Here is a 15,568-nt window from a genome sequence, read left to right as displayed (position 1 = left end):
CCCACAAGTTATCGCTGAAACTGTGGGAGCGGGCTTGCCCGCGAAGGGGCCATCAGCGACAGCGCGAAACTCAAGAATCGCGGCGCAAATCCGGCGGAATCGGCAAATCATCCTTCAGCGGATCAGGCCGCTTGCCCTTGCCCGCCCGGTACTGTCGAATCTGGTAGACGTAAGCCAACACCTGCGCCACCGCCAGATACAACCCACCCGGGATCTCCTGCTCAAGCTCCGTCGAGTAGTAGATCGACCGCGCCAATGCCGGCGATTCCAGCAACAGAATCTCGTTGGCCGCCGCGATCTCACGGATCTTCAGGGCCAGGAAGTCGCTCCCCTTGGCCAGCAATACCGGCGCATTACCCTTTTCCGGGTCGTACTTGAGGGCTACGGCGTAGTGCGTCGGGTTGGTGATGACCACGTCGGCGTCGGGGATCGCCGCCATCATCCGCCGCTGGGACATTTCGCGCTGGAGCTGGCGAATGCGTTGTTTGACCTCCGGCCGCCCCTCTTGATCCTTGTGCTCGTCACGCACTTCCTGCTTGGTCATTTTGAGTTTCTTGATGCTCTCCCAGAGCTGGATCGGCACATCCACGGCAGCGATGATGATCAATCCGCAAGCCATCCACAGGGAACTCCAACCGACCACTTGCACGCTGTGAATGATCGCGCGGTCCAGCGGTTCGTGAGCGATGCGCAGCAAATCGTCGATGTCCGCCGCCAACACCAGCAGCGCCACGAACAGCACGATGAAAAACTTCGCCAAAGCTTTGAGCAGTTCGGCAATGGCCTTGGTGGAGAACATGCGCTTGAGCCCGGCGCCGGGGTTCATCCGGCTGAACTTGGGCGCCATGGTGCCGGCAGAAAACAGCCAGCCGCCAAGGGAAATCGGGCCGATCAACGCGGCCAGCAGCAAGGTGATCATCACCGGTTGAATCGCCAGCAAGGCAATCTGTCCCGAGTGCAGCAAGTAGGTGCCCATCGAGCGCTGATCCAGCACCACCTCTCGCGACAGGGAAAAGTTCAGGCGCATCAGGTCCATCATTTCCTGGGCCAGCGCCCCACCGAACACCAGCAATGCCCCAGCCCCGGCGAGCATGATTGCCAGGGTATTGAGTTCCTTGGAACGGGCAATCTCACCCTTCTCACGGGCGTCCTTTTTCTTTTTCTCCGTGGGGTCTTCTGTTTTGTCCTGACCGCTTTCGCTCTCAGCCATGACTCAGCGCGCCTGTGCCAGTTCGCGTAAAAACTGCAAGGCCTCGGTGGCCAGCGGTTGATACTGATTGAGAATGTCCGCCAGCCCGACCCAGACGATAAACAGACCGAGCACCAGGGTCAGCGGGAAGCCGATGGAGAAAATGTTCAGTTGCGGCGCCGCCCGGGTCATCACGCCAAACGCGATGTTGACCACCAGCAGCGCGGTGATCGCCGGAAGCACCAACAGCAGCGCCGCGCCAAGCACCCAACCCAGCTTGCCGGCCAGCTCCCAGTAATGATTGACCATCAGGCCGCTGCCGACCGGCAGCGTGGTGAAGCTCTCGGTCAGCACCTCGAACACCACCAGATGGCCGTTCATCGCCAGGAACATCAGCGTCACCAGCATGGTGAAGAACTGCCCGATCACCGCCACTGACACGCCGTTGGTGGGGTCGACCATCGAGGCGAAACCCATGCCCATCTGGATCGCGACAATCTGCCCCGCCACCACGAACGCCTGAAAGAACAACTGCAAGGAGAAACCGAGGATTGCGCCGACGAGGATCTGTTCGGCAATCAGCAGCAGGCCGCTTAAATCCAGCGCATTCACTGGCGGCATCGGCGGCAGGTTGGGTGCGATGACCACGGTGATGGCAAGGGCGAAATACAGGCGGATACGTTTAGGCACCAGTGAGGTGCCGAACACCGGCATGACCATCAGCAAGGCGCCGACGCGAAACAGCGGCAACATGAACGTCGCCACCCAGGTACTGATCTGGGTGTCCGTCAGCTGCAGTAGCGACGACATGGTTTAGCCGATGACCTGCGGAATACTGCCGTACAACTGCAGGATGTACTCCATGAAAGTCTGCACCAGCCACGGACCGGCAACGATCAGCGTCACCAACATGACCAACAGACGCGGCAGGAAGCTCAGGGTCTGTTCGTTGATCTGTGTCGCGGCCTGGAACATCGCCACGATCAGGCCCACCAGCAGGCTCGGAATCACCAGCACCGCCACCATCAACGTTGTCAGCCACAGCGCTTCGCGAAAGATGTCGACCGCAACTTCCGGGGTCATGGCGAGACACCGCCGAAGCTGCTGGCCAGCGTGCCGATGATCAGCGCCCAGCCATCGACCAGCACGAACAACATGATCTTGAACGGCAGGGAAATGATCAGCGGCGACAGCATCATCATACCCATGGCCATCAACACGCTGGCCACGACCAGGTCGATGATCAGGAACGGAATGAAGATCATGAAGCCGATCTGGAATGCCGTTTTCAGCTCGGAGGTCACGAAGGCCGGCACTAGGATGGTCAACGGCGCCTGATCCGGCGTCGCGATGTCAGTGCGCTTGGACAGGCGCATGAACAGTTCCAGATCGCTGGTGCGGGTCTGGGCGAGCATGAAGTTCTTGATCGGCACCTGAGCCTTGGCGACCGCATCCTGGGCCGTCAGTTTTTCCGCCAGATACGGCTGCAAGGCGTCCTGGTTCACCCGGTCGAACACCGGCGCCATGATGAACAGGGTCAGGAACAGCGCCATGCCGGTGAGGATCTGGTTCGACGGTGTCTGCTGCAGGCCCAGGGCCTGGCGCAGGATCGAGAAGACAATGATGATCCGGGTGAAACTGGTCATCAGCATGACAAACGCCGGGATAAAACTCAGCGCGGTCATGATCAGCAGAATTTGCAGGCTGACCGAGTATTCCTGCGCACCCTGCGCATTGGTGCCCAGGGTGATGGCCGGGATCGACAACGGATCGGCGGCGAATGCCAGCGGCGCGGCCAGCATCAGGGTCAGCGTCAAGGCGATGCGCAGCGCACCCATTACTTCTTATCCTTCTGATCTTTACCCAGCATCTCCAACAGGCGCTGGGCAAATTCCGGCGTCGGCTTCTCGGTACTCGGCACTTGCACCGGCTCCTTGAGCACATGCAGCGCAGTGATGTTGCCGGGGCTCAGGCCCAACAGGATCTGCTCGTTGCCGACCTGCACCAGCATCAGGCGGTCGCGAGGCCCCAGCGCGCGGGAACCGACAATCTCGATCACCTGCCCCTTGCCGGCCGGACCGGCCTGCTGGACCCGACGCAGCAACCAGGCGAGGAGGAAGATCAGCCCCAGCACCAGCAGCAAGCCGAACACCAGCTGCGTCAGTTGCCCAGCCACACCGCTGCTCACCGCCGGCGCGGCAGCCGTGGTCGCCGTAGCGACAGGCTCAGCCGCCAGCACGCTGAACGGCATCGCCAATACAAACCCGAGAACCCTTTTCACTCAGCGCAGCTTCTTGATGCGTTCGCTTGGGCTGATCACGTCCGTCAGGCGGATGCCGAACTTCTCGTTGACCACCACCACTTCCCCGTGGGCGATAAGCGTGCCATTGACCAGCACGTCCAGCGGCTCGCCGGCCAGGCGATCAAGCTCGATCACCGAACCCTGGTTCAGTTGCAGCAGGTTGCGGATGTTGATCTCAGTGCTGCCCACTTCCATGGAAATCGACACCGGGATATCGAGGATCACGTCCAGGTTCGGGCCTTCGAGGCTTACCGGATCGTTGTTTTTCGGCACACTGCCGAACTCTTCCATTGGCAGGCGGTTGGACGCGGAACTGCCGGCGTCGGCGGCCAGCAAGGCATCGATATCGGCCTGCCCGGCATCACCGGTTTCTTCCAGGGCTGCTGCCCACTCATCGGCCAGAGCCTGGTCGTCTTGCGTGTTCATTTGTCAGTGTCCTCGGCGAGCAAAAAATCAGAATTCGTTTAATCGCGATTGGGTACGAGCGCCGGTCAACGGCGCTCGATCGGCTCGATCACTTGCAACGCCAGATTGCCCTTGTGCGAGCCCATCTTGACCTTGAAGGCCGGCACGCCGTTGGCGCGCATGATCATTTCTTCCGGCATGTCGACCGGGATCACATCCCCCGGCTGCATGTGCAGGATGTCGCGCAGGCGCAACTGACGACGAGCCACCGTCGCACCGATCGGCACGTCGACGTCCAGCACGTCCTGGCGCAGGGCGTTGACCCAGCGCTCGTCCTGATCGTCGAGGTCCGACTGGAAGCCGGCATCGAGCATTTCGCGCACCGGCTCGATCATCGAGTACGGCATGGTCACGTGCAGGTCGCCGCCACCGCCATCGAGTTCGATGTGGAAGGTCGACACCACAATGGCCTCGCTCGGGCCGACGATGTTGGCCATGGCCGGGTTCACTTCCGAGTTGATGTACTCGAAGTTGACTTCCATGATCGCCTGCCAGGCTTCCTTCAAATCGACGAACGCCTGCTCCAGCACCATGCGTACCACGCGCAGTTCGGTCGGCGTGAATTCACGCCCTTCGATCTTGGCGTGGCGGCCGTCGCCGCCGAAGAAGTTGTCCACCAGCTTGAACACCAGTTTGGCGTCGAGGATGAACAGCGCGGTGCCGCGCAGGGGTTTGATCTTGACCAGATTGAGACTGGTCGGCACGTACAGCGAGTGCACGTATTCGCCGAACTTCATCACCTGCACGCCGCCGACCGCCACGTCTGCCGAGCGACGCAGCATGTTGAACATGCTGATGCGGGTATAACGGGCGAAACGCTCGTTGATCATTTCCAGGGTCGGCATGCGTCCACGGACGATGCGATCCTGGCTGGTCAGGTCATAGCTTTTGACGGTGCCGGGTTCGGCAGCGTTATCGGTCTGTACCAGACCATCGTCGACGCCATGCAACAGCGCGTCGATCTCATCCTGGGACAGCAGGTCCTGCACGGCCATGTCGTGTTCCTACTGCAGTACGAAATTAGTGAAAAGCAACTGTTCGATCACCACTTTGCCGAGCTCTTTCTGCGCCACTTCCTGGACACTGGCGGTAGCTTTCTGCCGCAGCATTTCCTGGCCGACCGGCGAGGCGAGGGTCGCGAAGTCCTGCCCGGAGAACAGCATGACCAGGTTGTTGCGGATCACCGGCATGTGGACCTTGAGTGCTTCCAGATCCGCCTGGTTGCGCGCGAGCATGGTGATGCTCACTTGCATGTAGCGCTGGCGACCGTTCTGGTTGAAGTTGGCCACGAAAGCCGGCGCCATCGACTCGAAAATCGCTGGCTGCTTGCCGACAGGAGCGGTTTGCTCCACTGCGGCGGCAGGCTTGCTCTGAGCGCTGTGCATGAAGTACCAGGTCGCCCCCACGGACACACCGATCGCCAGCAGCAGGGCCACCACGATCACGATAATCAGCTTGAGTTTGCCTTTGGTTGCGGGGTCTTTTACTGCTGCGTCGCTCTTCGCCATGCCAATAATCCGTCACTAATCGGGTTTTCACAGTCGCACGGCAAGGCAAGAGCAAGTGTTATGCCAGAACGGTTGGGAGGGAGATGGGTGGACAGACGCCTTTTTGAAGAGCGCCGCCAAACAAATGTGGGAGCGGGCTTGCTCGCGAATGCGTTGTGACAGTCAACATTAATGTTGAATGTTAAACCGTATTCGCGAGCAAGCCCGCTCCCACAGGGTTTGTGTCTGATCAGGCGTAGTAGTCGACGGCGCTGGAGCCGATCACACTGGTAGCCGTTGCGGCAACTTCTGTGATGCTCGGGGCTATTTCGTCATCCATGGTTTCAAGACGACCACCACTGGCGCTCGCTCGCCCGCTCAGGCTCTGCTGAGCCTGCTCCTGCTGCGAACCCCGAGACTGGTCCGAAACGTTGACATCGACCTGCCCCATGCCCTGCTGCGCGAACATGTCGCGCAAGCGATGGACCTGCCCATCCAGCGCCTCACGGACGCCCGGATGCGCACTCATGAACGTGACCTGGGTCTGCTGATCGGGAACCATGTTCACCCGAATGTCCAGACGCCCGAGTTCAGCGGGCTGCAACTGGATGTCCGCCGCCTTGAGATTGGCGCTGGACAGGTACATGACCCGGTTCACCACCTCTTCGGTCCACCCGCTCTGGTGCATGGCGACCGGCTGGTTCACCGGCAAGGCATTGGCTGTCTTCGGTGTGGCCGCCTGGGTCAGCGCTGCCAGACGGTTGGCGAAATCATCGACACGGGTGTCGCTGCTGGCGGACTTGAGGTCCTTCAGGCCGTCATCGATCAAGCCGCTGAAAGCCTTGTCGCCCCCCTGACCGGTGCCGCTGTTGTCGCCCTGAACCTCCAGCATGGTCGCCATGCCGGCGGCAAAGTTTTGCGCCGACGTCAGCTCACCGTCAGCCTGGGCTTGCGCTTGTGTCGGTGCAGCCTTGGGCTGCGCCTGGCTGGAAGCCGATACGTGACCGCCCTGCTCCATCGCCAGGCGCACCGCTGGCAATGCGTCGAGCGGATCGGTCGAGGGATCGAAATCGCCGTCGGCAGTGGCCAGCGCTGGAGCGAGTGCAGCCGTAGCCGTAGCCGTAGCCGCGGACGCAACCGGCGCATCAACGACAGGTTGCACTGTGTCGACTACGCAAGAGGCTACCGGTGCCAGTACAACGGGATCTATCGGTGTGGCATCGACGACCGGAGCCGGGTCGGCATCTGACGCATCATCGCCAACGGTCTTGTCATCAGCCGGCACCGAATTGTCGACAGGCAAGGATTTGCCGCCATCGGCAACCACCGGTTCCTCGGCGGCAGACTTGTCGTCATCAGCGTCGTTCCTTCCGGCAACATCGCTGGTTTTGTCGCGACCGGGCTTGACCGAGGTATCGGCCAATGCATTGGGCTTGCTCTGGGCCTGGCTGGCGTAGACATGAGCGAAACTTGCGGCCTTGCCCCCGGGCTTGGCGGTCTGCGCCGGAGGATTGGCGGAGCCAGCTTGAGTCTTGGCCTGCCTGGAGGCCTGAAGCAGAATATCGGGGGTAACGGGCATGAAACGGTCTCCGCTGCACGGGGCTCGTAAGTACAGTTGGATGAGTTGACTGCAAAGGTCGAGCCAGTTTCACTCGAAGAGGACCAAATGCAGCGTGTGCTCAGATTTTCGCCGGGCAACGCTGTCGTTCAGCTTCGTACAGAGGCCGGATACCGGCGAACTCGCGATCGATTTCGCCGACCAGTTCCTGAACGGCGGTGCATGGCAAACTTCTGGCCTGCAGCTCAAGTTGATGGCACAGCTCGGTCAGCCTCAGGGCGCCCATATTGCTGCTGCTGCCCTTGAAGCTATGGGCGGTTTCAACCAGCAGTGCAGCACTGTCAGCCGTTCTCAAGACTTTCAGGCGCTCTTCGGAGTCCGCAAGAAAGATATCCAGCAGATCCGGATAGCCCTCTTCCATCACTTCCTGCAATGCGCTCAGCACGTCGCGATCCACATGTGTGTCGTCCACTTGCTCACTCCTTGATCAAGAATGCGCGGATTATGCCAGAGCCTCCCAGATAAACTCCACGCGTGCACTTCGACCATTGTCGCTCCAGCGGGCATTACGCCCCAACTGGCGGATCAGACTGACCCCACGCCCCGACAGGCGGACGTCTTCCAACGGTCTTGCCATCACCCGCTCGACATCGAAACCCTTGCCGCTGTCTTCGATGTGAATGGTCAGGCAACCGCCATCGTCCGTTGGCGTCACCTGCAAATGTAACCGTACATAGCCATCCAGCAGCTCGTCCAGCCGGGTATTGCGCTCTTGATAATATCGCGCAAAACCCGAGGCATCGCGCTTGAGACTCGAATCCAGCCCAAGCACGCCATGCTCCAGCGCATTGGAGTAGAGCTCCGCCAGCACGCTATAGAGCGCACCGCTCTGAGCCCGAAGACCATGGACCTCAAGCAACAACTGCAACAGATAGGGTAACGGATTGAAGCGCTTGAGCGTGGCGGCGCGAAACTCGAAACTTACCGACCAGTCCAGCGGGCAGGACTGGCCGCTGTCGGAGTAGACCAACGCCGGCGGAGTGATTTGCGTCGACTCCAGCAGGCTGACTTCGACCATGCTGACATCGTCACGCGCTTCACCGCCGAAATGACGCAGCGCCTGCTCGATCTCTTCGAACAGCACATCCGGATGCCGATTGGCAGCAAACACCTGCTGCAATCGCTGCACGCCAAACAGTTGATCATTGGCGTCGCAGGTATCGATCACCCCATCGGACAGCAGAAACACCCGATCCCCGAGAGCCATGGGATACACGTCGGTACGCTCATCGAAGGATTCCGGGCTCAGCACACCCAAAGGCAGGTTCCGCGCCGGCAGAGGCGTTCGCTCGCCACTGGCAACGCGATGCAGGTAACCGTCCGGCATGCCGCCATTCCAGACTTCCACCGAACGACGCTGAAAACTCAGGCACAGCAACGTGGCACAGCAGAACATGTCCACCGGCAGGATGCGCTTGAGCTTGGCATTCATCTCGCGCAGGGTTTCCGCCAGGCCATAGCCCTTGGCGGTCATGCCGTAGAAGACTTCGGCCAAGGGCATCGCACCCACTGCCGCCGGCAAACCGTGGCCGGTGAAGTCGCCCAGCAGCACGTGCATGTCTCCGGCCGGGGTGAACGCGGCCAGCAACAGGTCGCCATTGAACAGCGCATAGGGCGATTGCAGATAACGGATATTCGGAGCGGCATTCAGGCAGCCGGAGTGCGCCACCTTGTCGAAAACGGCCTTGGCCACACGCTGTTCGTTGAGCAGGTAGTCGTGGTGCCGGGCGATCTGGTCACGCTGTTGCAGCACGGTGTCCTGCAAGCGCCGCAAGCGATCCATCGCCTTGATCTTGGCAGCGAGAATCACCTGGTTGTAGGGCTTGGCCAGAAAGTCGTCACCGCCGACTTCCAGGCAACGGGCCAGGGCTTCGCTTTCGGACAACGACGTGAGGAAGATGATCGGCACCAGGGTTTCCCCGGCCAGAGCCTTGATCTGCCGGGCCGCCTCGAAGCCGTCCATGACCGGCATCATCGCATCCATCAACACCAGGTGCGGTGATTGCTGGCGAAACACCTCGACCGCTTCGGCACCGTTGGCCGCCGTCAGCACTTCGTGCCCCTGGCGGCGCAGAATGCTCGACAACAGCAGGCGATCGGCGGCGCTGTCCTCGGCAATCAGGATCGTCAGCGGCTCCAGTGGCTGCATGGCAATCAACTGATGTCGAACAGCTTGTCGAAGTTGGAGATGGCGAGGATCTTGCGCACATCGGTACTGCTGTTGACGACACGGATATCGGATTCGTCGCCACCGGCGTGATCACGCAGCAAAAGCAACATGCCCAGGGCCGAGCTATCGAGGTAAGTGGCATCTTTCAGGTCGACCACAACCGCCGATATCTCTTTATTTTCGTAGGACTGACGAAATTCCTGATGCTTGGCGAAATCGAATCGTCCCTTGACCGATATCGTCAGTTTTTGCCCATCCGGAGAGACTTCTGTAACGACTGACATTTCATGGCTTCCTTGTCATTTGTAAACCCGCTTGCACAAGGTTTAGCATTTGGTAGAGGTTGGAGCAAGGCGGTAGGTTGTGGTGACTGTCGAATCGTTATCGCTGTAAGCCTGACATCCCCGTGCGCTCACAGGTTCATCGCGAGCGAGTTCGCTCCTACAGGTGATCCTGCCGTGGCAGGCGCTGGGACAATTCATCCAACAGTTTCTGTTCGCGCCGGTCTTCAAGCGCCCGCGCCTCATCGGCATAGCGCTGAACCAGCTTGCGCAAGCCTTCGACCCGGGCAAACGCCTGCTGCCAAGTGTCCCGGGCCTTGTTCAGGTTGTTCTGATGCCAGGCCAGGCTTTGCCGCTGCTGGTCGATGGCCGTGCCCAGTTGCGCGAGAAAGCCTTGATAGCCCAGCAACCATTGGCCCGAGACGCCGCCGCTGCCGCGCACGATCCATTGCTCCTGATAATCGAGACGGAAGGCTTCGAGGTCGGCGAGTTTGCTTTCGGCCAAACGCACCTGCCCCTGAAAGCGCCCCAGGCGCTGGACTGCGGTTTTCTCGGCCTTTTCGGCCATTTCCACCACGGGGGCCAGGCGCCCTGCCCGAGTCTGGGCCATGGCCGGTTAGCCGCCCGCCGCGGGCGCGAAGATCGACGCGAGGTAAGCTTCGCTTTCGCCCAGGCTGATGCTGTCGTTGAGCCCCTGGCGCAGGTATTTGACCAGTTGCGGTTGCAAGGAAATCGCCAGGTCGGTCTCGCGGTCGCCGCCAGCGACGTAGGCGCCGACGCTGATCAGGTCGCGACTCTGCTGATAGCGCGACCACAATTGCTTGAAATACTGCGCTCGCATCATGTGCTCCGGCGACACCACCGCCGGCATCACCCGGCTGATGGATGCCTCGATATCAATGGCCGGGTAATGACCTTCCTCGGCCAGTCGCCGGGACAGCACGATGTGCCCGTCGAGCACGCCCCGCGCCGAGTCGGCAATCGGGTCCTGCTGGTCATCGCCTTCGGACAGCACGGTGTAGAACGCGGTGATCGAACCACCGCCCTTCTCGGCATTACCGGCCCGCTCTACCAGCTTCGGCAACTTGGCGAACACCGACGGCGGATAGCCTTTGGTCGCCGGCGGCTCACCGATGGCCAGAGCGATTTCCCGCTGGGCCTGGGCGAAACGGGTCAGCGAATCCATGAGCAACAGGACGTTCTTGCCCTTGTCGCGGAAATATTCGGCGATGCGCGTGCAGTACATGGCGGCGCGCAGTCGCATCAGCGGCGCATCGTCCGCCGGGGACGCCACCACTACCGAACGCTTGAGCCCTTCTTCACCGAGGATGTGCTCGATGAATTCTTTAACTTCACGCCCCCGCTCACCGATCAGCCCGACGACGATAATGTCGGCCTCGGTAAAGCGCGTCATCATCCCCAACAGCACGGATTTACCGACACCGGTACCGGCGAACAGGCCGAGCCGCTGGCCGCGTCCGACCGTCAACATGCCATTGATGCAACGGATGCCCACGTCCAGCGGTTCGCTGATCGGTTCGCGCTTGAGCGGGTTGATGGTCGGGCCGTCCATTGGCACCCAGTCTTCGGCCTTCATCCCGCCCTTGCCGTCCAGCGCACGACCGGCGCCATCCAGCACCCGCCCGAGCATGCTCATGCCCATGGGCAAGCGACCGGTATCGGCCAAGGGCACCACTCGGGCACCGGGCGCAATGCCGGCGACACTGCCGACTGGCATCAGGAAGACTTTACTGCCGGAGAAGCCCATCACTTCGGCTTCAACCTGCATCGGGTGATAGCTGTCGTCGTTGATGACCATGCAGCGGCTGCCCATGGCGGCGCGCAGGCCTTCGGCTTCGAGGGTCAGGCCGACCATGCGCAGCAAGCGGCCTTCGAGGATCGGTGCGCCCTCCAGTCCCGTGGCCTCGGCATAGCTGCCCAGGCGCTTGGCGAAACTGGTGCGTTCAAGGCGCATCGGGAACATCCTGAGCCGGTGCGACCGCAGGCTTACCTTCGATCGGCAGTTCAAGGCTCAGGTCCGGCGCGGCCGGGTGCAAGGCCTGCTCGTGCAACTGATCGAACAGCTTGTCCATCACCCGCGCGACACGGGTTTCGACCGTGGCGTCGATGCGGCTGTGTTCTGTCTCGACCCGGCAACCGCCAGGCAGCAGCGCTTCGTCCTCGACGATGCGCCAGGTTTCTTCATGACGCTCGCGCAGGGCTTTGACCTGTGCGAAGTCCTGCGGATTGATGTACAGCCGCACATTGCCCACGCCCAACGGCAACAGCTTGAGCGCCTCGCGCATGACGTGTTCGATCTGCGTCGAGTCGATGGCCAGTTCGCGCTGGATCACCTGTCTGGTGATGTGCTGCACGAGGTCGACCAAGGACTTTTCAATCTCGGTGTCCTGTTCGGCAATGGGCTCGAACAGGTGCGTCATCAGTTGCTCCAACGCCGCAATCTTGGCGGTCAGGGCCATTTCGGCTTCCTGGCGGACCTTGAGCGTGGTGCTGTGGAAACCTTCCTTCTCACCCACCGCGAAGCCTTCGTTATAGGCTTCCTGGCGAATGCTTTCGAGTTCTTCGAGGGTCAGTGGCTGGACTTCCTCCAGCGGCACTTCCTCCATTTCCGGCGGTTCGGGTTCAGGCTCAGGTTCCGGCTCGGGTTCCGGCGGGTCGAAACTGGGCAGCGCCCAGGTATCGAAGCCACTGACATCCCTGGCCCGGATCAGGTCAGTGGGTGCATCATCATTCTTGACCATGGTGTTAGATCATTTCCTCGCCGCCCTTGCCGCCGAGAACGATTTCCCCGGCTTCGGCCATACGGCGGGCGATGGTGAGGATTTCCTTCTGCGCGGTTTCCACGTCGCTGACGCGTACCGGGCCCTTGGCTTCCAGGTCGTCGCGCAACAGTTCGGCCGCACGCTTGGACATGTTCTTGAAGATCTTCTCCTTGACGCCTTCGTCCGACCCCTTGAGGGCCAGCACCAGCACATCGGAGGACACCTCGCGCAGCAGCGCCTGAATCCCGCGGTCGTCGACATCGGCCAGGTTGTTGAACACGAACATGAGGTCTTCGATCTGACCGGACAGGTCTTCGTCGACTTCGCGGATCGAGTCCATGAGCTGGCCTTCGATCGAGCTGTCGAGGAAGTTCATGATGTCCGCAGCACGCTTGATACCACCCAGGTTGGTGCGCGAGGCATTCGAGTTGCCGGAGAACTGCTTCTCGAGAATCTGGTTGAGTTCTTTCAGGGCCGCTGGCTGTACGGTGTTCAGCGAGGAAACCCGCAGGATGATGTCCAGTCGCGCCTTGTGGTCGAAGTTACCGAGCACTTCACCGGCCTGGTCCGGATCGAGATACGCCACCACGATCGCCTGGATCTGCGGGTGCTCGTAACGGATCACGTCGGCGACGGCGCGCGGCTCCATCCACTTCAGGCTGTCGAGGCCGCTGGTGTTACCACCAAGCAGGATGCGGTCGATCAGGCCGTTGGCCTTGTCTTCGCCCAGGGCCTGGGTGAGCATCTTGCGCACATAGTCGTCGGAGCCGACGCCCAGGCTGGTCTGGTCGCCGACGATGTCGACGAACTCGCTCATCACCTGTTCGACCTGCTCGCGGTGCACATTACCCATCTGGGCCATGGCCACACCCACGCGCTGAACCTCTTTGGGGCCCATGTGGCGCAGCACCTGGGCAGCGTCGGTGGAGCCCAGGGACAGCAACAGGATTGCGGCTTTGTCGACCTTGGACAGTTTGGCGGCAACGGCTCGGTTATCACTCATCTGCGTTAATCCACTCTTTCACGACCTGGGCCACACGACCCGGGTCTTCTGCCACCAGACTCTTGATTGCGTTCAACTGAGCGTCATAGCCTTCGCTCGGGCTCGGCAACAGGATGCTGGTCGGGCCACCGAGGCTGACACGGTCGTTGGCCAGTTCGCCATCCAGACCGCCCATGCCACCCAACTCGACGTCGCTGCCGATACCGGCCAGCTGCTTGCCCTTGCCACCACCGGTGATGTTGTTGAGCACCGGACGCAGCACACCGAACACCAGCACCAGAATGAACAGCACACCCAGCACTTGCTTGACGATGTCCCAGAACCACGGCTGGGAGTAGAACGGAATTTCGGCAATCACTTCACCGCGCTCGGCGGAGAACGGCATGTTGATCACGCTGACGCTGTCACCACGGCTGGCATCGAAGCCGACCGCGTCCTGAACCAGACGCGTGAAGCGCGCAAGTTCATCGGCGCTCCATGGCGCACGGGTGGTTTCGCCATTGGCCGGGTTGATCTTGACCTGATCATCGACCACCACCGACACCGACAGGCGATTCAACCGTCCCTGCTGCTGCTTGGTGTGGCTGATGGATCGGTCGAGTTCGAAGTTCTTGGTCGATTGTTGACGCTTGTCCGCCGGGTACGGAGCGAGCATCGGCTGACCGGTGGCCGGGTCCATGATTTGCTGGCCATTGGCATCAACCAGCGGCTGGCCCGGCTGCACCATGCCGGCTGCCCCCGGAGTGCCGCCGGTGGTTTGCGGTGCGGAGGCCGGCGCTGGCGGCTGGTTGCTCAAGGCACCCGGCACGCCTTGCGGGCCATTGCTGGCGGTACGTTGTTCGTTGACCGACTGCTCGCTGCGCAACGCCGGTTGATCCGGGTTGAATTGCTCGGAAGTCGACTCGACCGCACTGAAATCCACGTCGGCCGAGACTTCGGCCTTGTAACGGTCGTTGCCCAGCACTGGCTGCAGGATGTTGTGCACGCGCTGAGTGAGCATGCTTTCCATGCGACGGCTGTAGTCGAACTGCTTGCCAGCCATGGTCAGTTCGGAGTTTTCCGCCTGATCGGAGAGCAGGTTGCCCTTCTGGTCGACCACGGTGATCTGCGATTTGCTGAGTTCGGGAACGCTGGTCGCTACCAGATTGATGATGGCCACGACCTGGCCTGGCTCGAGGGAGCGACCGGAATAGAGTTCAACCAGAACCGAAGCGCTCGGCTTGCGCTCGTCGCGCACGAACACCGAACTTTTCGGGATCGCCAGGTGCACACGAGCACCCTTGACGTTGTTGAGGCTGGAAATGGTGCGGGCCAGTTCGCCTTCGAGGCCGCGACGGTAGCGGGTCGCTTCCATGAACTGGCTGGTGCCAAGCCCCTGCTCCTTGTCGAGGATTTCAAAACCGATGTTGCCGTCGCTGGGAGTGACACCAGCGGCCGCGAGCTTGAGCCGCGCTCGGGACAGGTCATCGGCCTTGACCAGCAAGGCACCGGAATTGGGTTCGACGGTGTACGGGATATCGGCGGAGGCCAGGGTATCCATGACCTGCTTGGCGTCCATGCCGGCAAGGCTGCCGTACAGAGGCCGGTAGTCCGGTTGCTGGGACCACAACACCACGGCAAAACCAATCGCCACGCTCGCCGCCAGGCCGACCAACAGGCCCACCTGACGCAACATGGTCATCTCGGAGAGGTTTTCCAGGAAGGACAACCCGAACAGCGGCGGTTTGCCGTCTATTGGAGTGACCTTGGCCGGAACGTTATCGGCGACTGCTTCTGCCATGACTCAATCTCGTCCTTTAAACCGGCATCTGCATGATGTCTTGGTAGGCCTGAACCAGCTTGTTGCGCACCTGGGTCAATGCCTGGAAGGACACGCTGGCTTTCTGCGATGAGATCATCACGTCTGTAAGATCGACGCCACTTTTGCCGATTTCGAACGCACTGGCCAACTGCGTGGAAGCCTGTTGGGTGTCGTTCACTTTATTGACGGCCTGACCGAGCATGTCGGAAAAGCTGCTGCCCGACACTTCAGGAACGGCAGTCGATTTCGGCGCAGACATGGCATCCATTTGCATGGCGCGCATATCCAGCATCAACCGATTGAATTCAATACCTTGGCTCATGGTTTCTCTCTTTGACGACCCGCAATTTTTTGACACTCACTCGGCGGGTCATGAGGTGTTAGCAACAAGGGTGCCAGCTCCATGGCCACTCTGAACAAAAGCCCTTCCCCGACTCTGATCCCAACGCAACCCTGTAGGAGCGAGCCT

18 protein-coding genes are annotated in these 15,568 nt (G+C 60.9%); all 18 read right to left on the bottom strand.

The features are described 5' to 3' along the window. Positions 1-70: 70 nt before the first annotated feature. The 18 genes from flhB to fliE all read right to left on the bottom strand — a co-directional run bounded on the left by flhB (position 71) and on the right by fliE (position 15,421). Positions 71-1,210, bottom strand: a complete 1,140-nt coding sequence (gene flhB, locus PspS34_RS07420) for a flagellar biosynthesis protein FlhB (protein WP_154860754.1) — start codon at positions 1,208-1,210, stop codon at positions 71-73. 3 nt (positions 1,211-1,213) lie between these two features. Then, positions 1,214-1,999 carry a flagellar biosynthetic protein FliR gene (fliR, locus tag PspS34_RS07415; RefSeq protein ID WP_150734894.1) on the bottom strand — a complete coding sequence of 262 codons (786 nt, stop codon included), beginning with the start codon at positions 1,997-1,999 and terminating at the stop codon, positions 1,214-1,216. 3 nt (positions 2,000-2,002) lie between these two features. Next, a complete protein-coding gene (fliQ, locus tag PspS34_RS07410) occupies positions 2,003-2,272 on the bottom strand; it encodes a flagellar biosynthesis protein FliQ (RefSeq protein WP_008058625.1) in 270 nt (89 codons plus the stop codon). Next, a complete protein-coding gene (fliP, locus tag PspS34_RS07405; RefSeq protein WP_150813425.1) occupies positions 2,269-3,027 on the bottom strand; it encodes a flagellar type III secretion system pore protein FliP in 759 nt (252 codons plus the stop codon). Before fliP ends, fliQ begins: the two co-directional genes overlap by 4 nt. Then, on the bottom strand, positions 3,027-3,440 hold the full coding sequence (gene fliO, locus PspS34_RS07400; RefSeq protein ID WP_102669727.1) for a flagellar biosynthetic protein FliO: 414 nt from the start codon (positions 3,438-3,440) through the stop codon (positions 3,027-3,029). The genes fliP and fliO overlap by 1 nt, the downstream gene beginning before the upstream one ends. A 30-nt stretch (positions 3,441-3,470) precedes the next feature. Beyond that, complete coding sequence (gene fliN, locus PspS34_RS07395) at positions 3,471-3,917, bottom strand: flagellar motor switch protein FliN (protein ID WP_150813424.1); 447 nt, start codon at positions 3,915-3,917, stop codon at positions 3,471-3,473. A 65-nt stretch (positions 3,918-3,982) separates the two neighbouring features. Continuing rightward, positions 3,983-4,951: a flagellar motor switch protein FliM gene (gene fliM / locus PspS34_RS07390; RefSeq protein WP_046037701.1), complete on the bottom strand. Its 969-nt coding sequence runs from the start codon at positions 4,949-4,951 to the stop codon at positions 3,983-3,985. Positions 4,952-4,960: 9 nt separating this feature from the next. Continuing rightward, positions 4,961-5,464 carry a flagellar basal body-associated protein FliL gene (fliL, locus tag PspS34_RS07385; RefSeq protein WP_150813423.1) on the bottom strand — a complete coding sequence of 168 codons (504 nt, stop codon included), beginning with the start codon at positions 5,462-5,464 and terminating at the stop codon, positions 4,961-4,963. A gap of 229 nt (positions 5,465-5,693) precedes the next feature. Then, entirely contained in the window at positions 5,694-7,022 is a 1,329-nt protein-coding gene (locus tag PspS34_RS07380; protein ID WP_159389538.1) for a flagellar hook-length control protein FliK, read from the bottom strand. Positions 7,023-7,122: 100 nt separating this feature from the next. Further along, positions 7,123-7,473 carry an Hpt domain-containing protein gene (locus tag PspS34_RS07375; RefSeq protein ID WP_150813421.1) on the bottom strand — a complete coding sequence of 117 codons (351 nt, stop codon included), beginning with the start codon at positions 7,471-7,473 and terminating at the stop codon, positions 7,123-7,125. A 30-nt stretch (positions 7,474-7,503) separates the two neighbouring features. Next, a complete protein-coding gene (locus PspS34_RS07370) occupies positions 7,504-9,210 on the bottom strand; it encodes a fused response regulator/phosphatase (protein WP_150813420.1) in 1,707 nt (568 codons plus the stop codon). Between the two features lie 5 nt (positions 9,211-9,215). After that, positions 9,216-9,515 carry an STAS domain-containing protein gene (locus PspS34_RS07365; RefSeq protein WP_150813419.1) on the bottom strand — a complete coding sequence of 100 codons (300 nt, stop codon included), beginning with the start codon at positions 9,513-9,515 and terminating at the stop codon, positions 9,216-9,218. Positions 9,516-9,672: 157 nt separating this feature from the next. Continuing rightward, positions 9,673-10,122: a flagellar export protein FliJ gene (fliJ, locus tag PspS34_RS07360; RefSeq protein ID WP_159389537.1), complete on the bottom strand. Its 450-nt coding sequence runs from the start codon at positions 10,120-10,122 to the stop codon at positions 9,673-9,675. 6 nt (positions 10,123-10,128) lie between these two features. Beyond that, positions 10,129-11,487 carry a flagellar protein export ATPase FliI gene (gene fliI, locus PspS34_RS07355; RefSeq protein WP_057715886.1) on the bottom strand — a complete coding sequence of 453 codons (1,359 nt, stop codon included), beginning with the start codon at positions 11,485-11,487 and terminating at the stop codon, positions 10,129-10,131. Beyond that, entirely contained in the window at positions 11,477-12,274 is a 798-nt protein-coding gene (gene fliH, locus PspS34_RS07350; protein ID WP_154860756.1) for a flagellar assembly protein FliH, read from the bottom strand. Before fliH ends, fliI begins: the two co-directional genes overlap by 11 nt. A gap of 4 nt (positions 12,275-12,278) precedes the next feature. Next, positions 12,279-13,298 carry a flagellar motor switch protein FliG gene (fliG, locus tag PspS34_RS07345; protein WP_150813417.1) on the bottom strand — a complete coding sequence of 340 codons (1,020 nt, stop codon included), beginning with the start codon at positions 13,296-13,298 and terminating at the stop codon, positions 12,279-12,281. Further along, the gene (fliF, locus tag PspS34_RS07340) at positions 13,291-15,078 is read right to left on the bottom strand and encodes a flagellar basal-body MS-ring/collar protein FliF (RefSeq protein ID WP_154860757.1); all 1,788 of its coding nucleotides are present in this window, start codon (positions 15,076-15,078) and stop codon (positions 13,291-13,293) included. Before fliF ends, fliG begins: the two co-directional genes overlap by 8 nt. A 16-nt stretch (positions 15,079-15,094) precedes the next feature. Continuing rightward, positions 15,095-15,421: a flagellar hook-basal body complex protein FliE gene (gene fliE / locus PspS34_RS07335; protein ID WP_057715889.1), complete on the bottom strand. Its 327-nt coding sequence runs from the start codon at positions 15,419-15,421 to the stop codon at positions 15,095-15,097. Positions 15,422-15,568: the final 147 nt, after the last annotated feature.

Origin of the sequence: Pseudomonas sp. S34 (assembly GCF_009866745.1) — a bacterium.
Classification (GTDB): Bacteria; Pseudomonadota; Gammaproteobacteria; order Pseudomonadales; family Pseudomonadaceae; genus Aquipseudomonas; species Aquipseudomonas jessenii.
Note: the sequence above shows the minus strand (reverse complement) of the source record. Positions and strands in the feature narration are given on the sequence as shown.

Coding starts and splice junctions, on each gene's coding strand:
- flhB (WP_154860754.1), bottom strand. CDS start 1,210: ATGGCTGAGAGCGAAAGCGGTCAGGACAAAACAGAAGACCCCACGGAG.
- fliR (WP_150734894.1), bottom strand. CDS start 1,999: ATGTCGTCGCTACTGCAGCTGACGGACACCCAGATCAGTACCTGGGTG.
- fliQ (WP_008058625.1), bottom strand. CDS start 2,272: ATGACCCCGGAAGTTGCGGTCGACATCTTTCGCGAAGCGCTGTGGCTG.
- fliP (WP_150813425.1), bottom strand. CDS start 3,027: ATGGGTGCGCTGCGCATCGCCTTGACGCTGACCCTGATGCTGGCCGCG.
- fliO (WP_102669727.1), bottom strand. CDS start 3,440: ATGCCGTTCAGCGTGCTGGCGGCTGAGCCTGTCGCTACGGCGACCACG.
- fliN (WP_150813424.1), bottom strand. CDS start 3,917: ATGAACACGCAAGACGACCAGGCTCTGGCCGATGAGTGGGCAGCAGCC.
- fliM (WP_046037701.1), bottom strand. CDS start 4,951: ATGGCCGTGCAGGACCTGCTGTCCCAGGATGAGATCGACGCGCTGTTG.
- fliL (WP_150813423.1), bottom strand. CDS start 5,464: ATGGCGAAGAGCGACGCAGCAGTAAAAGACCCCGCAACCAAAGGCAAA.
- PspS34_RS07380 (WP_159389538.1), bottom strand. CDS start 7,022: ATGCCCGTTACCCCCGATATTCTGCTTCAGGCCTCCAGGCAGGCCAAG.
- PspS34_RS07370 (WP_150813420.1), bottom strand. CDS start 9,210: ATGCAGCCACTGGAGCCGCTGACGATCCTGATTGCCGAGGACAGCGCC.
- PspS34_RS07365 (WP_150813419.1), bottom strand. CDS start 9,515: ATGTCAGTCGTTACAGAAGTCTCTCCGGATGGGCAAAAACTGACGATA.
- fliJ (WP_159389537.1), bottom strand. CDS start 10,122: ATGGCCCAGACTCGGGCAGGGCGCCTGGCCCCCGTGGTGGAAATGGCC.
- fliI (WP_057715886.1), bottom strand. CDS start 11,487: ATGCGCCTTGAACGCACCAGTTTCGCCAAGCGCCTGGGCAGCTATGCC.
- fliH (WP_154860756.1), bottom strand. CDS start 12,274: ATGGTCAAGAATGATGATGCACCCACTGACCTGATCCGGGCCAGGGAT.
- fliG (WP_150813417.1), bottom strand. CDS start 13,298: ATGAGTGATAACCGAGCCGTTGCCGCCAAACTGTCCAAGGTCGACAAA.
- fliF (WP_154860757.1), bottom strand. CDS start 15,078: ATGGCAGAAGCAGTCGCCGATAACGTTCCGGCCAAGGTCACTCCAATA.
- fliE (WP_057715889.1), bottom strand. CDS start 15,421: ATGAGCCAAGGTATTGAATTCAATCGGTTGATGCTGGATATGCGCGCC.